This is a genomic window from Devosia sp. LjRoot3, assembly GCF_964252865.1.
GTDB lineage: Bacteria > Pseudomonadota > Alphaproteobacteria > Rhizobiales > Devosiaceae > Devosia.
Genome location: NZ_CAXUPK020000003.1, coordinates 49,038 through 69,490 on the forward strand (window position 1 = coordinate 49,038; position 20,453 = coordinate 69,490).

Consider the following 20,453-nt stretch of genomic DNA (forward strand, 5'->3'; position numbering starts at 1 on the left):
TTCCGGGCCGCGTGATGCAGAAGCGGTCCTTTTCGATCGCCGGCCACCGCACCTCCGTAGCCCTTGAGCCCGAATTCTGGCTTGCGCTCGAAGAGATCGCTTCAGCGCGTGCGCTAAGCCTTGCGGGTCTGGTGCGGGAAATCGATGAGACGCGGGAAGCGGCCAACCTCTCCTCCGCCATTCGCGTCTCGATCCTTGCCTGGTATCGGACGCAGGCGGCGAGACCTATCGAAAAAGCAGATTGACCGGACCCGTGGGCGAATTGTTCACCCCGGGCTGAAAGCCCAGGTTGAGCGGTACGGTCGGTGCTGTGGGTGCGGGCGTTTCCGGGGTCTCAACCGGCGGGGTCGTGCCGGTGCCTTGCTGTTGCTCCAGCGCCTGACGGGCAGCCTCTTCGGCAGCGGCGCGAGCGGCGGCCTCTTCAGCGGCCTTCCGGCGTTGCTCCTCGATCAACCTGTTGCGCTCGGCAGCGGCCGCACGTTGGCGTTCTTCATCTTCGATCCGCAGGGCTTCGAGCCTGTCGACCTCGAGTTCATTGGCGCGAACCTGGATGGCGGCGATCAGTTCGGTGGTGTCAAGCTCGACAACCGGCGCCAGGAACGTGCCACTGAGCCGCGCAACGATCCGCGCTGCGTCGTTTTCGATGAGGCCCGATGGATCGACATAGCTGAAGGGCGTCAGCACAAAGCTGCCATTGAGCCCCAGCGAGGAAAGGGCGAAATCAATGCCGCCGGCCAGCCGGGCGCCGCTGCCCTCGATGATCAGATTGGCCAGACGCAAGGTGCCGCCGGCTATGGCAAAGGCGCCATTCGCCTTGGACGCGTTGAAAGGTCCCTGCCCCAGCGACTGATCGATGAGAATATCGAGGGCCTCCGCATCGATATTGAGAACGTCCTGGAGCCCGGCAAGGGCGGGATAGACGCCGGGATTGAGCCGATCGAGCGACAGATCGGCAAGCGAGAAATTGCCTTCGCCCGCCAGGCTCGAAATGACCTCGGCAAGGGATGCGCCCGTACCCTCAAAGCTGCCGCTGCCGGTAAGGCTGGCCGAAAGGCCAGCGGATGCCTCGGCGGTCACGAGGGCGGAAACCTGCACATTGTCGAGCGACACGCGACCGGTAATCGTCCGATCGGTCAGTGGACCGGCGCAGCAATGGCTGAGCGTAGCATTGAGACTCCCCCCGCCTATCGAACCCTTGAAATTGGAAATGGCGAGGGATTGCTGGTCCCAAGTGAGATCAAAGGCTGCATCTGTGAGCGTGGACGCACCTATTGCGATCTCGCCTGCCGTGACCTCGATTGTGCCGCGAGTAGTTCGGGTCGTGCTGCTGGTGGCGAGAGGACCTTCCGGCCACACCCCGTCACCGGGAACAAGGGCTGCGGGAGAGAGCAAGGCGCCAGCCAGGCCTCGGCCGGGCAGACGGTCGAAATGCAGCGCCCCCTGGACACTCGGGCGCTGCGCCACCTGATCCACGGCAATGTCGCCGGAAAAGGCGGTGCCGGAAGACCTGCCGGCAATGCCGGTGATGGCGATGGACTGGAGCCCGTAAAATTCAACGCCGGCGCTGGCCTCCAGTGAACCAAGGCCGATGCCCGTGCCACCGGCCAATGCGGCAAGGCCGGACCCGTCATCGAGTGCGATATCGAGTGTGCCGGTGCCTGCCAGTTCGCCACTTTCGAGCACCGACAGTTCGCCACCGAAGGCCAGAAGCTCGTTGCCCTGGCCGATGGAGAGGCGCGCATCGAAGCCGGCTGCCGCGTCGCCTTCGGCAAACAGGCTCAGGAAGGCGGATTCATTGCCCGAGAACAGCGGCGTGTCCGACGCGTCCAACTGGCGGACGAGATCGCCGCCATTGGCGGATTCGAGTGAGCCGATTATCTGGACCCGGCCTTCTCCGACGCCGCTGAGGCCGCCTGCCATGTCGATCGCGAGGTCGAGATGCGCGATGCCCGCGGTGCCATTGAGGGTAAAGCGCTGCGATCCGGGACTGTCGCCACCGAGGAGAGAAAAATCGAGCGAAGCCGGCACAGACCGATCCAGAACCGGGCGCCAATTGGCGGGAACGCCAAGGAAGCCGTAGATCGCGCCGAGCGCCGGGGCGTTGGCGGCGCCGACATCGACATGGCCGGAGCCGGTGAGCGCGGGCTTTGCCAGCGTTCCCGCCAGATCGCCTGACGCATTGATGCCGATGCCACCCCAATTGCTGCTGACGAGCTTGGAAAAGCGCAGGCCGGAGCCGGACCAGCTGCCCTCGGCTATGAGGTCCTGCGCTTCGAGGCCCAGAATGCGGATCGTCTGGCTGTTGAAGGAAAAGCTGCCTTCGGGAAAACTGGTGCCAAAAGTGCGGTCGCTGTTCGGATCGGGGAACATGGCCGCGAGAATGGCGCTGTCGCCGGGGGCGAGATCGTCGAAGCGGCCGACGAGGTCGAGGCGCGGCTCTTCGCCAAAGCCGAGGCGCAGTTCGAGCACATGGACCTTGTCATTGAGGACGAGGCGGCCGTGGGAAAAGCCGAGAGCATCGCCGGCCAGCATCACCTGGCCGGAGAGCTCGGCGGGAACGTTGAACAGCGGGCTGTTTTCGCTCGTCTTGCGCCAGAGCTGGCTCAGCGCGTCTAGGCGTGTGGTGGTAATGCTGATGTCGCCGTTGAAACCGGCGACGCCGCTATCGTTGCGCAGGGCGCCGGAGAGGTTGACCTTGGTGCTGCCGGGCAATTCGGCCTCCGCGCGGGAAATCGTCCAGATATCGCCATTGGTGCTGGCATCGACGCGCACGTTTCGCAGCGCAGCGCCGCGCAGCCCGATTTCGGCGAGATCGATGCCGATCTCGCCCGGAATGGGCGGCAGCGGTGGCGCGGGCAATTCGCCCAGCAGGCGCACCAGTTCATAGGGCATCAGGCTCGCGTCTTCCTCGGCATCGCGCGGCGGCAGGGTGAAGACACCGCCTGACACCACCGCCTCGAAGGAGGTGCGCGCACCGAGTTGAATACTGGCCGCCCCGGTCAGGCGCATGCCGGCCCGGTTCTCGTCGGGCAGCAATGTGTAGCCATTGAGCACGATGCGGTCGGTCGAGGCCGTGACCTTGCTCTCGAGCACCAGATTGCCGCGGATCTGCTCGGCCCGCTCTGCGGGCGGCGGCGCCTGCTTCAGGATCATCGTGCCGTCGAATTTGGGCGCCTGCCCCGTGACAAGGGCGCCATCGAGGGTCAGCGAGCCACGGCCGCCGACCTCGGCGATGAAGGCAGAAACGCGAGCTGAGCCGACGTCGTCTACCACGCCGCTATTGAGCCGCAAACTGTAAGCCGTGCCGTCGCGGGTTGCGCTGCCCTGGAACTGGAACGGCCCGGCAAAACTGCCAAGCCGCAGGTCGCCATTGATCGCGGAGAGTTCGTAGGTCGAGCCCGAGCGGCGATCGGCCAGCGTCAGGCGACCGTTCTCGATGCGGGCCTGATCGAGTGCTACGCCCCCGCCGGCCCCCGAGAGATCGACGCCGCTCGTGAGAAGGCCGTTTTCGTCGAGTTCGAAGGCGATAACGGGCGATTTGAGGATGAGAGCCGAAAGATTGTACTGGTCGCGCAGGAAATCCATCAGCGCGAACTGCGCTTCAACGGCGCCAACCGTGGCGGCGGGTCTTTCGGCAGGACCGATCACGACATCGGAGAAGGCCAAACGTGGCGCGGGCAGCAGGGCAAAATCGATATCGCCGCGAATGGTGACTTCGGTGCCGAAGACGCCTTCGGCCAACAGCTCCATGCGATCGCGGTAGTCGCCCCATTGGATGAAGCGCGGCGCGATGAAGGCACCGGCGAGGGCCAGGATCGCGATAATACCGACGATGATGTAGATCCGATTGAGCACGGCTTCTCGAACTGCCTGTCAGATTCCTGGCGCGAGTGTAGGGACTTGCTGCCCCCGTGCAAGTGCGCCGGACACGAATCCTGCGCAAGATTCCGACATGAGAATCCAATCGGTTCAAATGATAACGGCCGGACTTTCGTCCGGCCGCTCATTATTCGTGTTGAGGCGTCTTATTCGAGGTCGATGGACCAGAAGAAGGTCTCGCCCGAGGAGTCATCAACGCCGTCATTGTCGGTGATGACATAGCCCTTGCCGCTGCTGTCCACGGCAAAACTTTCGACCTTGTCGACAACGTAGCCATTGTTGGAAGCAAGGTCCGGGATCAGGTCGCGGACCAGTTCCTTGGTCACGACTGGCAGCTCGCCGCCGAGTTCGGCACCGACGAGTTCGGCAACCGGCACGCGGTAGATGGCCTTGAGGCCGGCCTTGTCGGCGATCTGATTGTCGCGTTCGACGATATAGGCGTAGTCACCATGAACGGTGATTTCGCTGAGACCAACCCAGCCACCTTCCGGCGCGGCTTCGAGCGGGTAACGGACGGCAGCCCATTCCTTGGTCGACGGCTTGTAGGAGAGGAGCTTCACAAAGCCCTTCTCGTCATCGCCCCATTCGCGCTGCATGGCGACCCAGAGGGTCAGTTCGTCGCCCGAACCGATAGCGGCGACGCCTTCGGCGCCAAAGCGCTTCTGGCCAGCGAGGAGATCAACCGGGAAACCGACTTCGGCGAGGATCGCGCCTTCGGCATCAACATGGATCAGCGCGTGCGGCACGAGCTTGTCGCTGTCGCCTTCATTAGCGAGCCAGAAACCGCCTTCGCCATCGAGGGTAATGCCTTCGAGATCGAGCTTCTGTGCGGTTTCACCCTTGCGCGTGACGACGGTCTTCTTGACGATGCGAGCCGGGTGAGCGGTCGCGTCGATTTCGAAGATTGCCGGGGCGCCATAGAGGACGCTGTCGCTGACGGCATAGAGAATGCCGGGCTTTTCAGCATCGGCAACGGCGCCGGAAATGGCAGCCCAGCCGATCGGGTGACCGTCTTCGCCCAGCTCGGAGACGAGCTGCGGATAAGCGGCTTCGCCCTCGGAGAGTTCGTAGACCATGACATGCGAACCGGCGAGGCCGTCAGCACGAAGGTCGACTTCGTTGGCGGTGGCGAGAAGGTTACGCTCGGGAATGGCAACGAGGCCTTCCGGCGAGATGCCCGAGGGGATCGACTGGACGAATTCCGGCTCGGCGCCAGTGTCCTTGTAGACGGCGATCAGCGAGGCGCGTTCTTCGGCGATGAAGATGTACTGGGTGTCGCCAAAAGTCGCGACTTCGAGGCCTTCCGGCTCGACGCCCTTCTTGTTACGGAAGTCGGGATAGTGACCGAGCTGGGCAGCGTTCACATCGAGCGCATTGCCCGAGTCGAAGGCAACCGAACCATCGCGATTGAAGATGGTGAAGCCGCGCGAACCGCCGTTCCAGTCGCCTTCATTGGCAACCACGAGACGATCGTTGTCGAGCCACTTGACGGCGTCGGGCTCACGCGGAACGACCTTGTTCTCGCCCGAGAAATCGATCTTGCCGTCGTTCTTGGTGTCGACGCCGGCAACGCCGGTTTCGCCAGCTTCGAAGCCGCCGGTGACAGTGGCAGTCTTGGCGTCGATGATAGCGATGTAGTTGTTTTCCTGGAGGGTGACGGCAACTTCGTCATTGTCGTTGAAGGCGACGAATTCGGCTTCGGCATCTTCCGGAGCGATGGCGGCAATGCCGGTCAGGTCGACTTGTCTGATGCCTTCGGCAGTAACGGCACCATCGGTCAGCGTCACGATGGTCAGGAAACCGGTGGGAGCCTGCGGAATGGCGCCATCGTTGACCTCTTCATCGCGCTGGTTCTCGATGGCGATGGCAAGGATGGTGTTGTCCTTGTTGTGCGCGATCGAGTCAGGCTGGCCGCCGAGATCGAATTCACCATCGACCGACTTGCCGGCGATGTCGACTACCACGAGCTTGCCCGACGGCGCGGTGAGCTCTTCGGTGGTGTTGACGGCCACATAGGCCTTGCCGCCGATGACGGTGACGGAAGTGGGCTCGCCGCCCATATCCATGTAGCCACCTGCCTTGGGGGCCGAAACGTCGGTGATGTCGACGAAACCGATGCCACCATTGGGGCTATCGGAGTAGATCAGCGTCAGGCCGTCGTCTGTGGCAGTGATGATTTCCGAAGAGGTGCCTTCGGCTTCGGGCGCGTTGAGCGCAACCGGGAAACTGGAAACACGGTTGAAGTATTGGGCAGCATTGGCCGAAACAGTCGAGGCCAAAAGGGCAGCAGTCAGTGCACCCAGCAAACGTGGCGTATTCATGTGAGGTCCCCCTATGAATGGGCCCTCGCATAGAGGCGTGCCAAGACTCCTCAGTGACAGTCACATGACAGATCGGTGACGGCAGCGCGTCCTATACATCGCGGCGTCGGAACCCTATATTGCGAACGAGAACAAAATAAGATTCGTCAATCCCGCGCAGAGCGCCCCGCCCTGGCCCGCCGCGATGGAAAGGCCCTCAATGCCCGGTGAAACCCACCCCCTGCCCCGCCCCCAAGGCGGCCCGATCACGAGCCAGCTCAACCGGCGCGAGCAGGTCGACTATTTTCGCGGCCTCAATGCCGAGCAACGTGATGCAGTTGAGACGACAGAAGGACCTTTGCTGGTCCTTGCAGGAGCCGGCACAGGTAAGACCCGGGTCCTGACGACGCGGATCGCACATATTGTTCGGCAAAGACTTGCATGGCGTAACGAAATTCTCGCGGTGACCTTTACGAACAAGGCCGCCAACGAGATGAAGCAGCGCATAGAACACTTCGAACCCGACACGACCGGGATGAAATGGGTGGGCACTTTCCATTCAATTTCGGCTCGACTTCTACGACAGCACGCCGAACTGGTTGATCTTCAGCCATCGTTCTCGATCCTCGACACTGATGACCAGCAAAGAGTGATCAAGCAGTTGCTGGCGGTAGAGAACATCGACGAGAAACGTTGGACGGCTCGCGGCTTCGCCAGCATGCTCGACAACTGGAAAAATCGCGGCTGGCTGCCCAAGGATGTTCCCGACGCCGAAAAGCACGCGTTTGCCAACGGGAAGGTGCCCAACCTTTATGCCGACTACCAAGCACGCCTAAAGACCCTGAACGCTGTCGACTTCGGGGATCTTTTGCTCGAGTGCATTAGACTGTTCCGCGAAAACCCCGAGGTGCTCTCGAAGTATCACCAGCAATTCAAATACATCCTGGTCGATGAATATCAGGACAGCAACACGGCCCAGTATCTGTGGCTGCGCCTCCTAGCGCAGGGGAAGCCCGCTTCTGAAGCCAATATCTGCGTGGTGGGCGACGACGACCAATCGATCTACGGCTGGCGCGGCGCTGAGGTGGATAACATCCTCCGCTTCGAGAAGGATTTTCCCGGCGCCAAGGTCATCAAGCTCGAACGCAATTACCGTTCGACGGCCAATATCCTCAAGGCCGCATCGACACTGATCGCCCACAATGAAAGCCGGCTCGGTAAGACCCTGCACACCGACATCGCCGAGGCCGGCGAGCCGATCTCCTTCACGCAGGTCTATGACTCCGAGGAAGAGGCGCGCACGGTCGGCGAAGAGATCGAGCAATATCAGCGCCTCGGCGAGCCGCTGAACTCGATGGCAATTCTGGTGCGGGCCTCGTATCAGATGCGCGAACTGGAAGAGCGTTTCATTACTCTGGGGCTGAATTATCGCGTCGTCGGTGGCCCGCGCTTTTATGAGCGCAAGGAAATCCGCGATGCACTGGCCTATCTGCGACTCGTGGCGCAGCCGGCGGACGACCTGGCCTTCGAGCGCATCATCAATGTGCCGAAGCGCGGCCTCGGCGATTCCACCGTGAAGACGCTGATGGAAACAGCGCGCCATCAGCGCGTACCCCTGCTGTCGGCAACGAGCATGCTGATCGACACGGAAGAGCTAAAACCCAAGCAGCGCACGACCCTGCGCGGCCTTGTCGACCAATTCCACAACTGGGCATACCGGGCGGAGAGCCTGCCGCCCTATCAACTCGTCGAGCAAATTCTCGAAGAGAGCGGCTATATGGACATGCTGTCGGCCGACAAGTCAGCAGAATCCCAGGGTCGCAAGGAAAACCTCAAGGAACTCAGCCGCTCGATGGAAGAGTTCGAGACGCTTGGCGGTTTTCTCGAACACATATCGCTGGTGATGGACAGGGACAGCGCCGAGGCCAGCGACGCCGTCACAATCATGACGCTCCATTCCGCCAAGGGGCTGGAATTCAACACGGTTTTCCTGACTGGGTGGGAAGAAGGTTCTTTCCCGAGCCAGCGATCGATGGACGAAAGCGGTCGCGCCGGGCTCGAGGAAGAGCGGCGGCTTGCCTATGTGGGGATCACCCGCGGCCGGAAACGCGTCCGCATTTCGTCGGCGCAAAACCGACGCATCCATGGCCTCTGGCAGTCGGCGCTGACCTCGCGCTTTGTCGATGAACTTCCACCGGACGCAGTGGTCGTGACCGACCGTGGCTCGGCCTATGGTGGCTATGGCTATGGCGGTGGCGCCGCCAGCCGCTTCAACAAAGCCGATCCGTTCGAAAGCGTCTACGAAACGCCCGGCTGGCAGCGCGCTCGCGCCAATCAAGCCAATCGCAAGGGTGGCGGCCCCCTCACCATCGATGGCGAACTGGTGGCGCGCTCCGTTGACCTTGGCGGCCAGTCGAGCGGCTACAAGGTGGGCGAGCGCGTCTTCCACCTGAAATTCGGCTATGGCGATGTCATCAGCGTCGAGGGAAACAAGTTGACCATCGACTTTGAAAAGGCCGGCACAAAGAAGGTTTTGGAAAGCTTCGTGCAGAAAGGCTAGCGGCGACGGATTTGGGCCAAGTGTCGGATTGAATTAACCAATCGCGTTCACGCCTTATCAGAAGCACTCGTGCATTCATGGTCGGAATGCGTGGGGTTCGTCGTGTTCAAAATTCAGCACCTGCAATGGATGGGTATCGCAGCGGCCGCAATTGGCTGCCTGCTGCTCGGCGGCACTGCGGTCCTCAACAATCTGAATGATTATCGGCGCCACAGCCATGGCGCCCTTGAACTCGAGCGCTTCAGCGTCCTGCTCGAAGCGGTGAACGCCATTTCCGCCGAACGCGGGCCGGCCAACTCGGCTATGGGCGCAACCGACGAAGAGGCCGCGGCCCGCCGTGCCGAATTGGCCGCCAAGCGCGCTGAAACCGATGCCGCCGTGAGCCGCATGGAGGCTGTATTCAAGGGCACTCTCGGCGACGAAGAGTGCGGCGCCGCGCATGCGCGACTGCATTCCGACCTCGCCAATGGTCGCCAGAAGGTAGACTTCGCCGCGAACACGACCTTTGCCGAGCGTAACCCGCGCGAGATTGCGCGGGGCATTCTGGCCATGTTTACCGCGGCCGACGCTGCTACCACGCTGCGCGATCTGGTGAGCGGCCACATCATGGTCGAAACCCCGAGCCTTGCCGGCGAACTGATGCTGGCCAATAGCGCCAGCACGCTGCGCGATCAGGAAGGGCGGCTGGGTTCCTTCGTCGTCATGGCGCTGGTCGCTCCGCCGGAACGGGACCCGGTCTATCTGCAGCGCATGCAGGCGACCGATGGCATTATCCGCAGTCTCTGGTCCACCAGCGTCAGCCTGGCCGACAAACTCCTGCCCGATCCCGAAATCGCCGGTCTGGTTGAGGCGGTACAGCGCGACTTCTTTGATGGCGCGCTGATTCTGGCGCTCGATGCGGCCGAAAACCATACGGCCCACAATTCGCTCTCCCCTGCGGTGCTGACGGCTGACTACGTTCCCGGCATGCGCAGTTCGGAACTGCTGCGGACGGCCGTGGTTACGCATTCCGTTGCGGCCATGAACCGCAATGCCGAGATTTCGCTGAAGGCATTGATCAGTGCGGCGCTGTTGACTGCCGCCACCCTGGCGGTGCTGGTGATTGTCGCAGTCGTGTTCCGGCGCACGCTGTTTTCGCCGCTGATGCGTTTGCACGATGATGTGCTGGCCCTCGCCAGCGGAGACCATAGCGAGCCGGAACCGCTCAAGGGCATGGCCCGCGAAGTCGGTAACATCTTTACCGGCCTCGATGTTTTGCGCCAGAACCTGACGGAGAAGCGCGTTCTCGAAGAAGAGCAGCGCCGCCTCAATCGTCGTCTGCGCAGGCTCGCCGAGACCGATACGCTAACCGGCCTGCTCAACCGCCGCGCGCTACTGAGCCGCGTCGGCGCCATGTTCCGCCGGGCAGATCGCATTGGGGAATCCCTGGCTGTCGTGCTGTTCGACATCGACCATTTCAAGGTGGTCAACGATACCCATGGCCACGCGGTCGGCGACGAGGTGCTGTCGGGCGTGGCGCGGCTGATCGAAGGCACGCTGCGGACTGGCGATACATTGGCGCGCATTGGGGGCGAAGAGTTCGTGCTGATCCTCCGCCGCGCCGATCACATCACGGCCTATAACCTCCTGGAACGCATGCGGATTTTGCTGGGCGAGACGGCGGTGCAGGGCAAGCTCGGCCTGAAGGTCACAGCCAGCTTTGGTGTGGCCATGCGGTCGGCGGGTTCGGCACAGGACTGGGACGATATTTTCTCGCTGGCCGATCAGCGGCTCTATATGGCCAAGGGCGCGGGCCGCAACTGCATCGTCACCGAAGGCTTTTCGCCCCAGACGCGTCAGCGTGCCTGAAGCCATTTCCCTGATAAATCAATGTGATATGGCGTGGCATTGACTCATCGCGCCACCTGCCGCAACTAGGGCGGGAAATAACCTGGGATTACCTGCCATGTCCGTCGACCAGCTTTCCGCGACCCTCACCAAGGAACAGGCCTATGCCCTGGTCGATGCCGTCATGGAGCGCGACGACCTGGCCCTGACTGCCTCGGCGCATGAGATCGAGGAAACAGGCGAATGGGTGTTTGAAGCGACCTGCGACAGCCCTCCCAATATCGACGCCTTCAATGAACTGGCGAGCCAAGTGCTTGGCGGCGCTGTGGATTTCTCGGTCGAAGAGATCGACATGGAGATCAACTGGGTCGCCAAATCGCTCGAGGGTCTCGCGCCGGTGATCGCGGGCGGCTTTTATGTCTATGGCAGCCACGAGACCGGGCCGATCCCCGGCGGTCTGACGCCGATGAAAATCGATGCGGCTCAGGCATTTGGTACCGGGCACCATGAGACGACCACGGGCTGTCTCGAAGCCATCGAAATGCTGCTGGCCAAGAGGACGCCCAAGGCGGTTGTTGATATCGGGACTGGTACGGGTGTGCTGGCCATTGCTGTCGCCAAGCGGTTGGGTGGGAAGATCCTTGCGACCGATATCGACCCGATCGCGGTGACGACGACCATTGAAAACGCTGAGGAAAATGGCGTTGGTGAGAATATCGACTCCATCGAGGCGACGGGGTTGGATCATCCGGAGATCGCAGCGCGCGCGCCTTATGACCTGATCGTCGCCAATATTCTGGCCGGGCCGCTGACCGAGCTGGCGCCGGGTATGGGCGGGATTGCGCAATCGGGCGGAACGGCGATTCTGTCGGGGATTCTCAATACGCAGGCCGATGGCGTCATCGCCGCCTATGAGCTTGCCGGGTTCCGTCTGGTAGATCACCTCAAGCGCAAGGACTGGACAACACTGGTGCTGGAAAAGCGCTGAGTTCGTTAGCAGACTGGTAGCATCGAGGGGCGCGCAAGCGCCCCTTTCGTTATGGGTTTGCGGTCCCCAAAAAGCAAAATCCCCGAAGCAGGCTTCGGGGATCGAAAGATCGTCATCAGGTAACTAGCTGCCGTTTACGGGCGCTTGGTTACGGCGCCGATCAGCTGGTGCTGCATGCGGTAGCTGACCTGGCGAGACGCTTCGCGACCACGAGCGTCAATCAGACCACCCAGTGCGTTGCGGAAACCGTTCTTGCTCTCAGTCATCTCTTACTCCATGCGACGCTGGGTCTGTTGCCTAGCGTCTGGTTGTCTTTTAGCTAATTCATAAGGCTTGCGTTAGAGGCCTAGCGACAGACCTGCCATGCCAATTGCGCAGGGCGCGGTTAACGCTTGTTCACTTTCGATTCAGACGGCATGTGATCGCGCTCATATTGAGCGACATAACGTTCCGCCTGACGGGCACGGCCCTCGACCAGAGCGTTGAGGGCGCGCTGGAAGAAATTACTCTCTTTGCTCATTTTTCGTCTCCTGGTTCCGAACAATAAGATAGGTTCTCCCAGCGCTTTCACCAGCGCAGGAACCACAAGCCAGCCATGACGGCCACGCAGTCCGGCACCGGGATGATACTGATGACCAACGCCCCCTTCCCTCCCGCAAAATTCCAGAGCTTTGAGGAAAAGTCCGACCCCGCCCAGGTGGCCCCGCGCCTCGCTGCGCTGCGCAAGGCGATGAAGGCGACCGGCATCGACTATTTCCTCGTGCCGCGCGCCGACGCGCATCGCGGCGAATCCGTGCCGGCGAGTGAAGCGCGCTTGGCTTATGTGACCGGTTTCACCGGATCGGCCGGGCTGGCGCTGGTGGGCCTGAAGGAAGCGCACCTCTTCATCGACAGCCGCTATACGCTGCAGGCGCCCGCGCAGACGGACACCAAACTGGTGGACGTGCATGAAGTGGCAAGCCTTGCCATCGACCCAAAGCCCTATGTGAAGAAGGACACGGTCGTTGCTTATGATCCTTGGCTTCATACGCCGGGCGAAGTGCGCGACCTGACGGAGAAGCTCAAGGGCCATGCCAAGGTTGTGGCCCATGACAATCTCATCGACAGCGTCTGGAACGATCGCCCGGCGCCGCCGGCTGGCGCCATCGAGATCCTCGGCCACAACCGCGCCGGGCAGACCGCCGAGGACAAGATCGCGCAGTTGCAGCAGACGCTGGGCGATGACGGCGCCGATGCCGTTGTCTTCACCCTGCCCGAATCCATTTGCTGGCTATTCAACATTCGCGGCCGCGACGTGCCGAATACACCCTTCGTGCTCGGCTTTGCCGTGGTGCCGCAAAAGGGCAAGCCGACGCTGTTCCTTGATCCGGCCAAGGTGACGCCGGAACTGGAAACCGCGCTCGAGGGCATCGCCAAGATCGAAGCGGCGAAGAAGCTGACCAAGGCGCTCGAAAAACTGGGCAAGAACGGCAAGGCTGTGCTGGTCGATCCGGCCAGCGCGCCGATTGCCATTGCCGAGACGCTGACCGGCGCGGGCGCAAAGCTGATCGAAAAGCGCGATCCGGTGCTACTGCCCAAATCGCGCAAGAACGAGGCGGAACTGGCCGGCATGCGCGAGGCGCATCGGCTCGATGGCGTGGCGCTGGCAAAATTCCTGAGCTGGTTCGATAGTGAAGCGCCCAAGGGTGAGCTGACCGAGATCGGCATTGTCACGGCGCTGGAAGCCTTCCGCCGCGAGGAAGAAAGCTGCGTTGACGCCAGCTTCGATACGATTTCGGGCGCCGGGCCGAACGGGGCCATCGTCCACTATCGCGTTTCGACCAAGACGGACCGGAAGCTCAACGCCGGCGAGATCATGCTGGTCGACAGTGGCGCGCAGTATCTGTCAGGGACGACCGATATTACCCGGACGCTGGCGACGGGCGAGGCGACGGCCGAGCAGAAGGATCGCTATACGCGTGTGCTCAAAGGCATGATCGCCATTTCCATGGCGCGCTTCCCCAAGGGCACCAGCGGCGCGCAGATCGACGTGCTGGCACGGCAATTCCTTTGGGCCGATGGCATCACGTACAACCATGGTACGGGTCATGGCGTTGGCGCCTATCTCGGGGTTCATGAGGGCCCGATCGGCATTGCGCCGCGCTATCCGCTGCCGCTCGAACTGGGCAATGTGATTTCCAACGAGCCGGGTTTTTACAAGGCCGGCGAATATGGCATCCGCATCGAGAACCTGGTGGTGGTCAGGGAGGCCGAGGGCTTTCCGGGCTATTTCGAGTTTGAAACGCTGACGCTGGCGCCGATTGATGTCAGGTTGATCGACGGGGGGCTTCTTACGGAGGCCGAGCGCGGTTGGCTGAATGGCTTCCACGCCAAGGTGCGTTCGGAGATTGGGCCGAAGGTTAGTGGTGATGTGAAGGCCTGGCTGGAAGCTGCGACGGCGGCGATTTAGTCCCGTCCTCCCCATTCCACAAATCGTCACCCTCGGGCTTGACCCGAGGGCGTTACACTTACCTCAGCATCGCAAAGTGAAGTGTCCTCGGGTCAAGCCCGAGGATGACGTTCGGTGGTTGGGGCAATGGCGGAGACTGGCCCCTACATCGCGTAGGGATCGGCCGCCAGCGCCCAACTGAGTAGCCACGGCACATCACTGCCCATCGAGGCAACGTCGTCGACTTTCCAGCTGCCGTCTTCTTCCACCAGCGAAATAGCCAGCAATCGGGGCTGATCGAAATTGTGGTAGGTGACCGTCACCACGGCGCGGCCATCGAGCCGTGCCGGCTCGCCCACGCTGAGATCGAACAGCAGTGCACTGGCATCGGGCAGGAAGGGATTGAAGGTCGGGTCGGCGACCGGGTCGAGTTCGGAGCCCGCGGTCTTGGTGAAGTGGGCGTTTTCCTCGGCCAGCTGGGCAATGCCCTTGAGCCGGGCGGAATAGTGCACCGTGGGATCGCCATGTGGCGCGCCGGGCCGGTAGCCGTCGTAGATGGCCTGCACCAACGCCTTGGGATCGGAATAGGTCTCTGCGGCCAGAGCCGGGGCCAGCGGCATGGCCAGCAGGACCAGAGCGAGAATCGCTGATTTCATCGTGCCCTCATTGCAAGATTGCAGGCACGATTGCCGCACGGCAGGGCCGAATTGCGGCTGGTGGATTAATTCTTGGATAGGAAGACAGCGATAGTGGACGAAGCGAGTTACTCGCCGTCTCAGGTCGTCATCCTCGGGCTTGACCCGAGGACACTTCACTTACGATGGGCCAACAAGTGCAGAGCCCTCGGGTCAAGCCCGAGGGTGACGTTCAGAGAACTTCACTGCCAGCGCGTCGCGGCCTCGGCAAAAATCTCGCTGAGGCGATAGGTGAAATCGGGGTTTTCGCCCACGAGGTCATCGATGAGCCAGCCGCCGTTTTCGTAGACCAGCTCATAGGTGATGTGGCGCGGCTCGCCAAAGTTGGTGAACGTCACTTCCACCGTGGCGGCGCCGTCGCTCTCCACCGGCTCGCCGATGACGAATTCGGCAAGATCATAATCCTGGCCGTCGACATAGGGATCGAAATCGAGCGCGCCGATTTCGCCTTCGGGCGTGTTTTCGGCATCGGCCTCGTAAAGCGCATTGAGCGCCTCGGAGCGGTAGTCGGCTTCGAACTCGGGGAAATCGCCGGAGAAGTAGGGCTCGTAGAAAGCCTCAAGCAGCTCCTGCGGGGTCTCGAAAGGCTGGGCGAAGGAGGCTGGTGCACCAAGGACCGCCATGGCGGCAAGAACGAAGGCAAAACGGCGCATCGGAAAACTCCCTATCCGGCAAAGCGGCCGGATACTGCTTCATGTCCCCCTTCCTGTCCACGGCCTATTCGTAGTCCAGACTCCACGAAATCTTGCCAGAAAGATCAGCGGAAACCTGGCCGGAATTGTGCGAGGCGGAGCCGTATTCGATGCCGGTGGAGCCGGTCAGCACCTTGCCACCGGTCGTTGCCTGATTGAGCAATTCGAGCGGCCCCTCGCCCTCGGCAAAAGCGGTGCTGCTCTCATCGGTGAAGGCGCCGGGTCCGAGGGTGACCGGGACGGGCAGGCCCTGTAGCGAAAGGCGCAGGCTGACTTCATTGGTTGCGGTATCGACCGACACTTCCACGGCGCAGAGCGTGTCAGTGACCGCAGAATCGGTCTGCGGCAGGTCGAGCGCGCCATCGCGGGAGAAGCGATAGGCCACGGCTGGATTGGGCGGCGGTATGGTCACGCCCTGAAGCACATCCTGCACCGTGACCGCACCCTCGGCGCAGGTTCCGGTGCGATCGCCGGCGAAATTGCGATAGCGACCCGGCTGCATGCCGGTCATGGCGGCAAAGGGGTTGTCCCCGCCCTGCCCGCTCTGGGCGAAGGCCATCATCACCCCGGCAAGGCAGACCTGGCTTTCCCCGCAATCGGCAAGTTTCTTTTCAAGATCCTGCATGGCTGGCGGCACTGCCCCTGCCGGCACGCCGCCAACGATGGGGAGGCCATCGTTGGCGACATCGACCAGCTCATAGGAGAGATCGAGCCGGCGCACGGCAGCAATGGCGGCCCATTCGACACCATTGGGGAAATTTTCGCGGGCGCTGCCGGACAGCTCGATGCTGACGCGAAGCGTGGCCCGCGGATTGCCGGCGAACGGATCGGTCTGGGCGCTCGCCGGAGCGGCCAGGGCGAGAAGCAGACACAAAGCAAAACCAGGACGCACCGGACCCTCCCGCACTGAACGGAAGCGATCACTAAAGGCCGGGCATCCCTCGCGGAAGCCGCGTTGATTTATGACGGGCAGCCGGACGCTTTGCGCGCCGGTTTAGGGGAGAAGCGGATCGGCCAGATACTCGGACAGGGGCCAGGTGCCTTCGGAATCGCCATTGGGCAGCAGGATTTCGTCGATCTTCCAGCCGCGATCGGCGCCTTCGTTGACCATATGGAAAGTGATCGTATAGAGCGGATCGCCGGACTGCAGGATCTCCACATCGGTAACCGCGCGATCACCCTTCACCTTTGGATCGTGGATTACATAGGTCTGGCCGCCCGAATCCTGCCCATTGATGAAGGGCGAGAAATCGAGGGCGCCCATTTCGCTGCCGGTCGCGTGAACCTTTTCGTCGGCCTCCTGCAGCAGCGTGCCGAGATGGGTCGAGAAAGATTCTACGTCGTCGAAACTGGCGTCCGGGTCGAAGGTGCCGTTGGTGTAGGCCGCTTCGTAGCTTTCGATCTGGCCATAGATGGCCTCGAGCAGCGCCTTTGGCTCATCGAAGACGGGAATGGGGGCGGCCAGAGCCGGCAGGGCGGCGAGGGAAAGGCCGAGGATGGTGATGGTGCGCAGCATCAATTGAACCACAGGGCAAACATGGGCCACTCTTCGCCCATGACACGGTTGAGCTCGGCAAAAGCCTCGGCATCGGCGACCGGGCCATCGCTGAGATAGGGCAAGGCGTCGTGGCCGGTAAAGAGCATGACGAGGTCGGTTTCGGTAGCCGTCTCGAAGTATGTCTTGAGGTTAAAACCTTTGCTGAAGCGCCAATGCGGGATCAGCAGCTTGCCATCGATGATGAGATCGAGCTGGTCGAGCGTGGCCGACCAGGCTTTTACGACATCCTCGGTGATGGCCTGATCGGGCACCAGGGAGGTCTGGGTCGGAGACGGCAGCAGTTCTCTGTCATCGTCGGTTTCGGCCAGGATCATTTCCCAGTTCTGGCGGCTGAGTGCGGTGATGGCGTGGAGGCGCGCGGGCACCGCGGCGAGGCGGGCGCGGTCGACAACCGGGAAATCGGCCGTGTGGATGGCCGCGATGATATCGGCGATGAAGGCGTCGCTATCAGCATCCATCATCAAGGTGCCTTCGCCGCGCGAAAATTCCTGCATGAGCAGGCCGGCCTTGGGGAAGATGCGATGGAAATAGGCGTTGAAGAAGTCGGAAAAGTCATGCGCCAGCGTCATTTCGACCGGCGTGGCGCTGATATTGGCGTAGCCAGCAAACCAGATCGCGTCGGCATTGTCGAAGCCGATGATCGTGCTTGGAGGCTCGGGCTCCTTGGACTTGCTCTTGCCCGAGGGCGGCGCATCGGGCGCCGGGATGTCGATGAGGTCGCCGGCATCCCCGAGCAGCGCCCCGAGGGTTTCGGCGGCGCTTGCCTCGCCATTGCCATCGAGGTCGATGCGGACTTTTAGCGGGTCGATATGGATGACGAAGGGCGTGCCGACGCCGGCCTGTTTCATGTGGGCGGCGGCGGTGTCGAGGCTCTTGGAGAAAGTATCGAGGAGGTCGCGGAACTGCTCATAGGTGAGCGGTTCAGGGCTGGGATTGGTCGGCCCCGAGGGCGTATCGAGGCCCATGCCGAGGAGCATGCCCAAGGCGGGGGAATTTGGGGTGACCGCGCCGTGGCGATAAAGGCCTTGGGCGAAGGTTTCGTAGGCGGTGATGAAGCCATGAAGGCCCAGCGCGAAGCAGGCATCGCCCTCGCCCGCTTCACATGCGGCGGTTGAGCGAGCGGCGAGATCGGCGAGCGTGCCGTCGTAGAGACTTTGGGCGAGCTGGTCGCTCGCCTCGCCGGCTTGCGCCGCACCAGCACTCAAGGCGAGTGCGAAACACGCAGCGACCCCAAAAATCCTCATGCGACCCTCTCCCTCGAAAACTATCTGCCGACGCGTGCGAACCACTCGTCTTCGGTGATGACTTCGACGCCATGTTCCTGCGCCGTCTTCAGTTTCGAGCCGGCGCCGGGGCCGGCGACCAGAATGTCGGTTTTGGCCGAAACCGAGCCGGCGACCTTGGCGCCGAGCCGTTCGGCCATAGCCTTGGCTTCGGATCGTGACATTTTTTCGAGCGTACCGGTGAAAACCACCGTCTTGCCAGCAATTTGGCTATCGGCGGAAATGGTGACGACATAGTCCTTCGGCGTCACTTGTTTCAGCAGCGCGTCGAGCGCATCGACATTGCGCTGATTGCCGAAGAAGCTGACGAGCGCCTCCACCACCGTGCCGCCGATGCCGTCGGTAGAGGGGAAGACGGCCATGGGGTCTTCGGCGGCGACCATTTCCTTGCCGGCCTCTTCGAGCTTTTGGATCGAGCCAAAAGTGCGGGCGAGAACGGAGGCTGTGGTTTCCCCGATATGGCGGATGCCGAGGGCGAAGATGAAGCGGTCCAGCTCGGGATTGCGGCGCGCGTCTATCGCGGCGAAGAGCTTGTCGAGGCCTTCATAGTTGCGGTCTTCGACGCCGCGGACGTTTTTACGTGTCTTGCCGGAGGCGGCTTCGCGGGCCTTTGCCTGTTCCTCACGGCGTTCGGCCAGGGCTTTTTGCACCTCGGGGCGACGGTCCCTGAGGGTAAAAATGTCGGCGGCGGTGCGGATGAGGCCCGCATTGAAGAAAGTGTCGATGTTTTCCGCGCCAAGGCCTTCGATATCAAGGGCGCCGCGGGAAACGAAGTGGCGCAGGCCTTCGACGGCCTGAGCGGGGCAGATCATTTCGCCGGTGCAGCGGCGGCGGGAATCTTCCTTGCCGGTCTTTTCGTTGATTTCGCGCACGGCGGGCGAACCGCAGACCGGGCAGGTATCGCGCATCACATAGGGCTGCGCATCGGCCGGGCGCTTGTCGAGGATAACGTCGACGATCTGGGGGATGACGTCCCCTGCCCGCTGGATGATCACCGTATCCCCGATGCGGATATCCTTGCCCTCGCGGATCGGCAGGCCATTGCTGTCCCGCCCGGCGATATAGTCCTCGTTGTGGAGAGTAACGTTGACGACGGTGACGCCTCCAACGCCAACCGGATCAAGGCGGGCGACCGGCGCCAGCGTGCCGGTGCGGCCAACCTGGATTTCGATGTCGCGGACGACGGTCATGGCCTGTTCGGCGGGGAATTTGTGGGCGACGGCCCAACGGGGTTCGCCAGTGACAAAACCCCAGCGGCGCTGGAGTTCGAGCTGGTCGACCTTGTAGACGACGCCGTCGATATCGTAGCCAAGCGAGGAGCGCAGTTCCTCGATGTGGTGATATTGAGCGATCAGCTCTTCGACCGATTTGGCGCGCTGCATGAGCGGGCTGATGGCAAAGCCCCAGTCAGCGAATTTTTGTACGGCTTCGAACTGGGTCGGCGCCGGGTCTTCGGACGTGGCGCCCCAGGCATAGGCGAAGAACTTAAGGTTTCGGCTGGCGGTGACGCTGGGATCCTTTTGACGGAGGGAGCCGGCGGCGGTGTTGCGCGGATTGACGTAATCCTGCCCCCCGGCGGCGGCGGAGCGCTCCTTGAGGGCCTGGAACTCGGCATAGGTCATGTAGACTTCGCCGCGGATCTCGATGCTTTTGGGCCAGCCGGAGCCTTTGAGCTTGTGCGGGATATCGGCGATGGTGCGAAGATTGGCGGTGATGTCTTCGCCTACCGAGCCATCGCCGCGGGTGGCGCCGCGGACGAAGACGCCATCTTCGTAAAGCAGCGAGGCCGAGAGGCCGTCGATCTTGGGCTCAGCGGTGAAAGCGATTTCGAGGCCTTCATCCTGCTTGAAGAAGCGCCGGCCGCGCTCGATGAAATCGACGACGTCTTCGTCGGTATAGGCCTTGGCGAGGCTGAGCATGGGCACGGCGTGGCGCACCTTCGCAAAGCCTTCGGCAGGTGCGGCGCCGACGCGGCCGGTGGGACTGTCGGGGCGCACCAGCTCGGGAAAGACTTCTTCGAGCTCGGCATTGCGGATGACCAATGCGTCATAGGCTGCGTCGGTGATCTCGGGCGCGTCGTTCTGGTGATAGGCGATGTCGGCCGCGGCAATGGCGGCGGCAAGCCGTTCGAGCTCAAGCCGGGCTTCGTCTTCGGTGAGATCGGCGGCGGGCTTTTGGGACAGGTCGGACATAGCTCACTCGGCACAGGCGGGACAAAGATATTTAGCCACGGTGTCATTCCC

At 62.2% G+C, this 20,453-nt stretch carries 15 protein-coding genes; 5 read left to right on the forward strand and 10 right to left on the reverse strand.

The window, feature by feature from the left end; all coding sequences use genetic code 11:
- Positions 1 to 14 precede the first annotated feature (14 nt).
- Positions 15 to 245, forward strand: a complete 231-nt coding sequence (locus ACSQ2A_RS11255) for a ribbon-helix-helix domain-containing protein (RefSeq protein WP_436072319.1) — start codon at positions 15 to 17, stop codon at positions 243 to 245.
- Here the strand turns inward: ACSQ2A_RS11255 and ACSQ2A_RS11260 are convergent.
- Together ACSQ2A_RS11260 and ACSQ2A_RS11265 are read right to left on the reverse strand one after the other, a co-directional pair.
- Entirely contained in the window at positions 226 to 3,855 is a 3,630-nt protein-coding gene (locus ACSQ2A_RS11260; protein WP_436072320.1) for an AsmA family protein, read from the reverse strand. The two genes, ACSQ2A_RS11255 and ACSQ2A_RS11260, sit on opposite strands and share 20 nt — an antisense overlap.
- A 170-nt stretch (positions 3,856 to 4,025) precedes the next feature.
- Positions 4,026 to 6,200 carry an esterase-like activity of phytase family protein gene (locus ACSQ2A_RS11265; protein WP_436072321.1) on the reverse strand — a complete coding sequence of 725 codons (2,175 nt, stop codon included), beginning with the start codon at positions 6,198 to 6,200 and terminating at the stop codon, positions 4,026 to 4,028.
- A 199-nt stretch (positions 6,201 to 6,399) separates the two neighbouring features.
- Here ACSQ2A_RS11265 and ACSQ2A_RS11270 point away from each other — a divergent pair, with 199 nt between their 5' ends.
- The 3 genes from ACSQ2A_RS11270 (at position 6,400) to ACSQ2A_RS11280 (ending at position 11,554) form a co-directional block, all read left to right on the forward strand.
- Positions 6,400 to 8,739 carry an ATP-dependent helicase gene (locus ACSQ2A_RS11270; RefSeq protein ID WP_436072322.1) on the forward strand — a complete coding sequence of 780 codons (2,340 nt, stop codon included), beginning with the start codon at positions 6,400 to 6,402 and terminating at the stop codon, positions 8,737 to 8,739.
- A 102-nt stretch (positions 8,740 to 8,841) separates the two neighbouring features.
- Positions 8,842 to 10,587 (forward strand): diguanylate cyclase, encoded by a 1,746-nt coding sequence (locus ACSQ2A_RS11275; protein ID WP_436072323.1) that lies wholly within the window; start codon positions 8,842 to 8,844, stop codon positions 10,585 to 10,587.
- A 97-nt stretch (positions 10,588 to 10,684) separates the two neighbouring features.
- Positions 10,685 to 11,554 (forward strand): 50S ribosomal protein L11 methyltransferase, encoded by an 870-nt coding sequence (locus tag ACSQ2A_RS11280; protein ID WP_436072324.1) that lies wholly within the window; start codon positions 10,685 to 10,687, stop codon positions 11,552 to 11,554.
- Positions 11,555 to 11,688: 134 nt separating this feature from the next.
- Here ACSQ2A_RS11280 and ACSQ2A_RS11285 read toward each other — a convergent pair whose 3' ends face one another.
- A complete protein-coding gene (locus ACSQ2A_RS11285) occupies positions 11,689 to 11,820 on the reverse strand; it encodes a hypothetical protein (protein ID WP_280114011.1) in 132 nt (43 codons plus the stop codon).
- Between the two features lie 119 nt (positions 11,821 to 11,939).
- Entirely contained in the window at positions 11,940 to 12,074 is a 135-nt protein-coding gene (locus tag ACSQ2A_RS11290) for a hypothetical protein (protein WP_295411508.1), read from the reverse strand.
- 111 nt (positions 12,075 to 12,185) lie between these two features.
- Here ACSQ2A_RS11290 and ACSQ2A_RS11295 point away from each other — a divergent pair, with 111 nt between their 5' ends.
- Complete coding sequence (locus ACSQ2A_RS11295; protein WP_436072325.1) at positions 12,186 to 14,003, forward strand: aminopeptidase P family protein; 1,818 nt, start codon at positions 12,186 to 12,188, stop codon at positions 14,001 to 14,003.
- A gap of 143 nt (positions 14,004 to 14,146) precedes the next feature.
- Here ACSQ2A_RS11295 and ACSQ2A_RS11300 read toward each other — a convergent pair whose 3' ends face one another.
- From ACSQ2A_RS11300 to ligA, 6 genes are all read right to left on the reverse strand, one after another.
- On the reverse strand, positions 14,147 to 14,638 hold the full coding sequence (locus tag ACSQ2A_RS11300) for a hypothetical protein (protein ID WP_436072326.1): 492 nt from the start codon (positions 14,636 to 14,638) through the stop codon (positions 14,147 to 14,149).
- 221 nt (positions 14,639 to 14,859) lie between these two features.
- Positions 14,860 to 15,330: a DUF3828 domain-containing protein gene (locus ACSQ2A_RS11305; RefSeq protein WP_295411505.1), complete on the reverse strand. Its 471-nt coding sequence runs from the start codon at positions 15,328 to 15,330 to the stop codon at positions 14,860 to 14,862.
- Positions 15,331 to 15,394: 64 nt separating this feature from the next.
- The gene (locus ACSQ2A_RS11310) at positions 15,395 to 16,261 is read right to left on the reverse strand and encodes a hypothetical protein (protein ID WP_436072327.1); all 867 of its coding nucleotides are present in this window, start codon (positions 16,259 to 16,261) and stop codon (positions 15,395 to 15,397) included.
- 102 nt (positions 16,262 to 16,363) lie between these two features.
- Positions 16,364 to 16,885 (reverse strand): hypothetical protein, encoded by a 522-nt coding sequence (locus ACSQ2A_RS11315; RefSeq protein WP_436072328.1) that lies wholly within the window; start codon positions 16,883 to 16,885, stop codon positions 16,364 to 16,366.
- The gene (locus tag ACSQ2A_RS11320) at positions 16,885 to 18,171 is read right to left on the reverse strand and encodes a hypothetical protein (protein ID WP_436072329.1); all 1,287 of its coding nucleotides are present in this window, start codon (positions 18,169 to 18,171) and stop codon (positions 16,885 to 16,887) included. The genes ACSQ2A_RS11315 and ACSQ2A_RS11320 overlap by 1 nt, the downstream gene beginning before the upstream one ends.
- Positions 18,172 to 18,191: 20 nt before the next feature.
- The gene (ligA, locus tag ACSQ2A_RS11325) at positions 18,192 to 20,402 is read right to left on the reverse strand and encodes an NAD-dependent DNA ligase LigA (RefSeq protein WP_436072330.1); all 2,211 of its coding nucleotides are present in this window, start codon (positions 20,400 to 20,402) and stop codon (positions 18,192 to 18,194) included.
- Positions 20,403 to 20,453: the final 51 nt, after the last annotated feature.

Bases quoted from the DNA above. Each gene is read 5' to 3' on its own strand.
- ACSQ2A_RS11255 (WP_436072319.1), top strand. From the start codon at position 15: ATGCAGAAGCGGTCCTTTTCGATCGCCGGCCACCGCACCTCCGTAGCC.
- ACSQ2A_RS11265 (WP_436072321.1), bottom strand. From the start codon at position 6,200: ATGAATACGCCACGTTTGCTGGGTGCACTGACTGCTGCCCTTTTGGCC.
- ACSQ2A_RS11270 (WP_436072322.1), top strand. From the start codon at position 6,400: ATGCCCGGTGAAACCCACCCCCTGCCCCGCCCCCAAGGCGGCCCGATC.
- ACSQ2A_RS11280 (WP_436072324.1), top strand. From the start codon at position 10,685: ATGTCCGTCGACCAGCTTTCCGCGACCCTCACCAAGGAACAGGCCTAT.
- ACSQ2A_RS11285 (WP_280114011.1), bottom strand. From the start codon at position 11,820: ATGACTGAGAGCAAGAACGGTTTCCGCAACGCACTGGGTGGTCTGATT.
- ACSQ2A_RS11290 (WP_295411508.1), bottom strand. From the start codon at position 12,074: ATGAGCAAAGAGAGTAATTTCTTCCAGCGCGCCCTCAACGCTCTGGTC.
- ACSQ2A_RS11295 (WP_436072325.1), top strand. From the start codon at position 12,186: ATGACCAACGCCCCCTTCCCTCCCGCAAAATTCCAGAGCTTTGAGGAA.
- ACSQ2A_RS11300 (WP_436072326.1), bottom strand. From the start codon at position 14,638: ATGAAATCAGCGATTCTCGCTCTGGTCCTGCTGGCCATGCCGCTGGCC.
- ACSQ2A_RS11305 (WP_295411505.1), bottom strand. From the start codon at position 15,330: ATGCGCCGTTTTGCCTTCGTTCTTGCCGCCATGGCGGTCCTTGGTGCA.
- ACSQ2A_RS11315 (WP_436072328.1), bottom strand. From the start codon at position 16,885: ATGCTGCGCACCATCACCATCCTCGGCCTTTCCCTCGCCGCCCTGCCG.
- ACSQ2A_RS11320 (WP_436072329.1), bottom strand. From the start codon at position 18,171: ATGAGGATTTTTGGGGTCGCTGCGTGTTTCGCACTCGCCTTGAGTGCT.
- ligA (WP_436072330.1), bottom strand. From the start codon at position 20,402: ATGTCCGACCTGTCCCAAAAGCCCGCCGCCGATCTCACCGAAGACGAA.